Raw genomic sequence first — 6,002 nt, 5'->3', positions numbered from 1 at the left:
ACGCCGACCCTGCTGGTGTTCGGTGCTGCCGCCCTGTTCGTGTTCCTGGTCCTGGCCGCCCAGTATGAAAGCTGGAAGCTGCCGCTGGCCGTGGTGCTGATCGTGCCGATGTGCCTGCTGGCCTCGGTCACGGGCTTGGGTCTGCGCGGCATGCCGATCGACGTGCTGGCCCAGATCGGCTTCGTTGTCCTGGTCGGGCTCGCGGCCAAGAACGCGATCCTGATCGTCGAGTTCGCGCGCCAGGCCGAGGACGAGGGCGCCACGCCGGCCGAAGCGGCGGTTCGGGCGGCACGCACCCGGCTGCGGCCGATCCTGATGACGTCCTTCGCCTTCATCCTCGGCGTCGCGCCGCTGGTGGTGGCGACCGGTGCGGGGTCGGAGATGCGCCAGTCGCTCGGCACCGCGGTGTTCTCGGGCATGCTGGGGGTGACTGTGTTCGGCCTGCTGTTCACGCCGGTCTTCTACACTGTCATTCGCAAGTTCGGCAGCCGGCGGCGGGCGCCTGTCGTGGCCGCCGGCGCCGTCGGGACGCCGTGATGCCTAAACCGGCGAACGCCTGAAACGATCCTGGCCAGCACGGCTGTGCTGGCCAGGACACGTCGTCTCAAATAAGGCTTCCGCGTTTACCCGACCTGTTTGAAGGTCACAAAGTTCTGGCGCCCGTCCAGTTTCGCCCCACCCAGAAGTTTGACGTCACCGGACCGGCCGTTGAAGACCCTGATGCTCAGTCTCGTATTCGGATCGAACGCATCCACCACATCCTTGGTCGTTTTCGCAACCAACTGCCAGAGGGTCCCGCTCCAACGCCATTGCCGCTTGGTCTCGGGATTCCACCAGACCAAGCCGGCCATGCCCGAATTCGGCTGCTGAGCCGGGCGATTCTGGCCGATATAGGTGTTGAGAACCGTCAACGGCACGCTGAATGCAAACGGCATCGTCAGCGTGGTTCCGGTTTCCGAAGCCTTGAACGCGATCTTTTCCAGTTGCAATGGGATCGCGGGGATGGAGGCGCCGGTCAGATCGAGGGTGTCGAACTCCTGGACGAGGCGAACCTCGAACACATCGCCAGCGGTGATGATCGGTGTTGCTGCCAGGGTCAGGCATCCCGTGACCTCGAAGATGCCGGATGTCATCGGCAGGTATCGGCTGGCCGTTCCCGGAGTGGTCGGGACCAGCCGGCGTTCAGCGTCCCCTGCAATCGTCCAGGGAATTGCCGTCTCGCCCCCGCCCGGCAGCAAAACATCGGCGTCGTAGTTGATGCGGCCGGATGCCCCGCCGGTTCCCGGGTTGCCAAAGATCTGGGCGCCGTTCTGGTAGTATCTGACGCCGGTGCCCAGCCCATTGCGCCAGTTTGCCGCCACATGGCCATGGTCTCCGGTGATGCCATTCACCGGATCGGCGATCTCGGTGGCTGTGACCAGCGAAGTTCCGCCGAGGTCGACGCCGGTCACCCCTTCATCGTTGATGATGACGCGGATGACGCCGCTGGTGACGTCGACGGACGGCGCCAGCGCCAGCGTCATCGTGCCGGCGACCGTCAATGGCACCTGGGTTCCGCCTGCCGTGGCGGCCAGCGTCATCGTGAGCGTGTTGCCGGAGACGCTCAGGACACGTGTTCCGGCGGGGATGCCGGCACCGCTGATCGGCGCCTTCGGGAGGATCGGGGTGGGGGACGTGGCGGTGTCTGTCAGATTTGTGATGGTGACCGAACCGGCTGTGACGTTCCCCGTCAGCGTGGTGATCGTCGGCGTGATGGCTGTGACCGTCGTCTCCTTCGCGGGGGTGCCGTCCTCGGCGGTGCCGTCGAAGGAGATCGCTGTCGAGCCGACCAGGATCTTGACCCTGGCTCCGACGATGAACGTCTGGCTGGCGAGCGGGGAATTGCTTGCGCCGGCAACCACGGCATTGTGGGCGAGGGCGGTGACGTTGGTTTGCGGAACTGACCCGTCGACCGGCTGCGATCGGTGCCGGTTGTTGCGCACGACGATGCCGGTGTTGCCGGAGGCTGCATTGCCCGGGTCGAACTTGATCTGCTCGGGCGGAATCTGGGCCTTCCAGTCGGTGTTGTACGGCCAGGCCGTGACCCAGGAATTGCATCGATTGCGGGATATCTCCGCGCCGTCCACCCCGTCCAGAAGCACATGGCAATAGGTGTTGGAGTCGAACTCGTTTTCCGACAGCCGGATCATCTCTGCGCTGCTGTCGCCCCGGCGCAGCCAGACACCGGGATAATATCCGGGGCCGCCATTGCCGACATGCATGCCGTTCGCCCCGAGGCTGGTGCTCCTCATGACGAAGCTATTGCCGCCGAACACAACGCCGCCTTCCATATTTCTCGAAATCGAGCAGTTCTCAATGGAGAGCTGGCACGATGCAAAATGTGGGAACACCAAGCCGACGCCATGGCAATACGAGATCTCGGTGCGGACAACCCGCATCTGCGACACGGTATAGGGATCGGGATTGTCGTAGAGGTGGTCGTTCTCCTCGTAATAGTTCGAGCCCGAAGCGTCGATCTGATAGTCCACCACGCCGCCATCCGGCGTGATGAAGTTCAGTTGTGCCCCAGTCGTGGTCGCCGTGGACGCCTGCGAAAGGGTGATGGCCGTGCCGCTGGTCACGTCCAGGACGGTTGTGCCCGGTGTGATCCCAGGGCCGCTCACGAGATACCCAGGCTGCAGATCCGTCGTGTTGATGTTGCAGACAGCGGGGTTCAAAGCGACGGTGTCCCCCGTCAGGGAAATGAAACCGCTGTCCGGCGCGTAGAACGTCAGCGATGTATCGGACAGCGACGAGGTCGCCGCGGCCGACAGAGTCAGCTCATTCCGGCTGTTGGTCGGGATCGCGGTCACGGTCGTGCCGTCCGGCACGCCGTCGCCACGGACGAAATAGCCGACCTGCACTTTGCCGATCGTCGAACCCGCCGTTTTGCCGATGCCCAGGGGCACTCCCACTGTGGGGCTTGTTGCTATGGCTGCGACCGACAGTTGCAACGTGTCGTAGTCGATCACTTTGGTAACCGTCGCGCCGGCCGGAATGCCCGTGCCAACGATCGAGCAGCCTTTGGCGATGCCGGTCGTGCCGGTGCTCACAGTGATCAGATTTGAGCCGGAGACGGTGTTCCCGGTCCCGGACAGAAAGACACCCGTGACCTGAAAATTGGACGGGTCGGTCGGGTCGGTCGTCCTGTTCGTCGTGCCGTACAGGGTGAAGGACGTCTTCGCCTTTCCCTTAAAGCCGAAACCGCAGCCACGCACGTCGATCACGGCGCCATCGCGGTATCCGCTGCCGATGCGGTAGAGCCGGAACCCGGTCACCGTGCCGCCGCTGTTGATGGACAGGTTTACCGATCCGCTGGTGAGAGCCTTGTTGGACAGCCTGAGCAGGCCGGTCGAGCCAGCGGTGACCACTGCGACGACGATTGTGTCCTGTGGAAATCCGCCTCCGGAAACGAATGCGCCGACGGTGATGCCGCTCGTGTCCACATTTGAGACGGTGTCTGCGCCTGCCGATGTCTGGCCGGTGACCTGTGTGATGCTGTTAGGGCTTACCCGAGCCTGCAGATGAACCGGGCGCCCGGCCGGACGGAACCGGTCCGCGGTCACCCAGGGCTTGTCATTCGGAAAATCGGTGCCCGAACCGTCATTGTTGTTGACGGAGACGCTCTCCCCGCACGCCCAGATGCCGTGGCCGGCAATCCCCTGGATCTGGCAATCCTCGATGAGCATCTCGACAGAATTGCCGATGTCGATGGCGGCCTGCTGCGACCAGTATGGCTGCGCGCCGCTCGCCACGATCGACAGACCCTTGATGTGGCCGCCCCACATGAATTGGGAGGGCAGGGAACAGCGGATCTTCAGCAGCGACGTGCGGTTTGAAATGCTGCAGACGATATTGGATTTTCCGCGGCCGGCCCCCTTGATGCGCAAGCCGTGGGAACGATTCGACGTGAAATACTCCAGGGTCGACGTAATCGTGTAGTTCCCCGTGGGAACGATGATCTCGCCGCCGTTGAGGAGCTGGTAGTTCAGGGCCTTCTGGAATTCATCCGTGTCGTCAGCGCCGGTGCCGCGCGCGCCGAACCACTTGACGTTGATCTCACCATCATTCTTGGCCTGGCGCACCCATCGCCCGTTTCCGGTGTATGTGGGAGTTAAATCGGGCCGGATGTTGATTCCGTCGTCGGGCAGGAGCGGCGGCGTGCTTTCAACCCAAACGAAATCACCGCCGCCCCCATCCGCGGGGTTGTAATATCCTCTCACCGTAACGGCAGTGGGCGACGCCGGCGGCAGTGGCAATTTTGCGAGCAGAGCGATTGTGTCGACGATCAACACATCCATTGATCTCTCCTTTATCGAAGTTGTCGCCATATTATTTGCGACGATTGTGAAATTAATTATCGAGTAAAATTACCACGGGCAAAATGTCTTCAACAATGAACGTTTCGTTTACTATCAACGATGGTGAACGAATTCGCTGCTTGCGCAGATTGGCTGATCTGCTCCTGTCGTGGACGCGCCTGCTCGCCCAGCCGTATCAGGTCGCGATCAACGACTGCCCGCGGCCCGCACCGATGGCGGTCAGGGCAGCAGGCCCGCCGTCCGGTACGCGCTGACGATCCTGTCATAGGCCGACACATCGTCGCGGCCCCGCGCCACCAGCTGGGCGCCCTGGACGGCCGCGAAGATCGCCAGCGCCCGGTCCTCGATCGCCGCGGCGCCGGCCCGGCTCTTCGGTGGCAGCGCCAGCACCTTGGCGAGCCACCGGACATTCATCTCCGAGAATTTGACGACCTCGACCTGCACCTCGGCCGGCAGCTCGTCATGCTCGGCGGCCATGATCCCGCCCAGGCACATCCGGTTCTCGTTCAGCAGCGTGTTGCGGAAGACGTCCGCGTATTTGCGGATGCAGGTGCCCTGGTCGGGAAACTGGGCCAGCACCTCTTCCAGGTAATCGGAAAAATCGGCGGTGTAGCGCTCAGCCAGGGCGCCGCCCAGCTCTCCCTTGCTGGGAAAATAGTAATGGATGCTGGCGCTCTTGATGCCCACCGCCTTCGCCAGCTCGCGGAAACTCAGCCCGGCATAGCCATGCGCCTGCACGGTGAGGCGCGCGGTCTCCATGATCTTCTGCTTCGTGTCGGTCGCCGTCATCGCCTGGGCCCTCATCTACCTGACGACAGATAGACATTGACAGGCCGAAAGGGAAGGCTCATTCAATCGTCACCGACTTACCTACCTGTCGTCAGGTAGATGGCGGATCGCTCAAACAGGAAACTGCCATGACCGGTACACCGACCCGGGGCACGGGTCCCATTCATTATCTCGAGGCGACGACGCTCGCGGCGCTCATTCGCACCAAGCAGCTGTCGTCCCGTGAAATCGTGCAGGCGCATCTGGACCGCACGGCTGCCGTCAACCCGAAGATCAATGCCGTCGTGACCTTGATGGGCGAGGCGGCGCTGCAGGCCGCCGACGCCGCAGACAAGGCGGTGGCCGGCGGTGCGGAGCTTGGGCCGCTGCACGGCGTGCCATTTTCCATCAAGGACGCCCTGGACACGGTCGGCGTTCTGACCCAGCGCGGCTCCAAGCTGTTCGTTGGGAATATTCCGGACCAGGACGCCACCGCTGTGGCGCGCTTTAAGGCGGCGGGCGGCATCCCCCTGATGAAGACCAATATTCCCGAGTTCTCGACCTGGACGGAGACCGACAATCTGGTCACCGGCCGCAGCAATAATCCCTGGAATCTCGATCGCACTCCGGGCGGCTCGTCCGGCGGGGAGTCCGCGGCGATCGCGGCCGGCCTGTCGCCGATCGGCATCGGCAGCGATGTCGCGATCTCCGTGCGCGGTCCTGCCGCATTCACCGGCATCGCCGCACTGAAGGCCACCCATGGCCGAATTCCCTACCCCGGCCATTACCCGACCGTGCTGTCGCGCTGGTGGCATGTCGGCCCGATGGCCCGCACCGTGGGTGATGTTGCTCTCGGCTATTCGATCCTCAACG

The 6,002-nt window shown here is 63.3% G+C and carries 4 protein-coding genes; 2 read left to right on the top strand and 2 right to left on the bottom strand.

The genetic code is table 11. The features are described from left to right. Positions 1-537, top strand: a 537-nt coding sequence (locus AC3XYG_RS14605) for an efflux RND transporter permease subunit (RefSeq protein WP_489140567.1), incomplete at its 5' end; no start/stop codon positions are given. Positions 538-623: 86 nt separating this feature from the next. Here AC3XYG_RS14605 and AC3XYG_RS14600 read toward each other — a convergent pair. Continuing rightward, complete coding sequence (locus AC3XYG_RS14600) at positions 624-4,340, bottom strand: putative phage tail protein (RefSeq protein ID WP_489140566.1); 3,717 nt, start codon at positions 4,338-4,340, stop codon at positions 624-626. A gap of 240 nt (positions 4,341-4,580) precedes the next feature. Next, positions 4,581-5,150: a TetR/AcrR family transcriptional regulator gene (locus AC3XYG_RS14595; protein WP_489140565.1), complete on the bottom strand. Its 570-nt coding sequence runs from the start codon at positions 5,148-5,150 to the stop codon at positions 4,581-4,583. A gap of 128 nt (positions 5,151-5,278) precedes the next feature. On the opposite strand from AC3XYG_RS14595, the gene AC3XYG_RS14590 reads away from it, so the two are divergent. Further along, positions 5,279-6,002: amidase (locus tag AC3XYG_RS14590; RefSeq protein ID WP_489140564.1), on the top strand; the 724-nt coding region annotated here is incomplete at its 3' end.

Source organism: Inquilinus sp., assembly GCF_057815775.1.
The sequence above is the reverse complement of the archived record's forward strand: the minus strand, read 5'-3'. Positions and strand labels throughout refer to the sequence as shown.

Excerpts from the sequence above, each read along its gene's own strand:
- AC3XYG_RS14600 (WP_489140566.1), bottom strand. The coding sequence starts at position 4,340 with ATGGATGTGTTGATCGTCGACACAATCGCTCTGCTCGCAAAATTGCCA.
- AC3XYG_RS14595 (WP_489140565.1), bottom strand. The coding sequence starts at position 5,150 with ATGACGGCGACCGACACGAAGCAGAAGATCATGGAGACCGCGCGCCTC.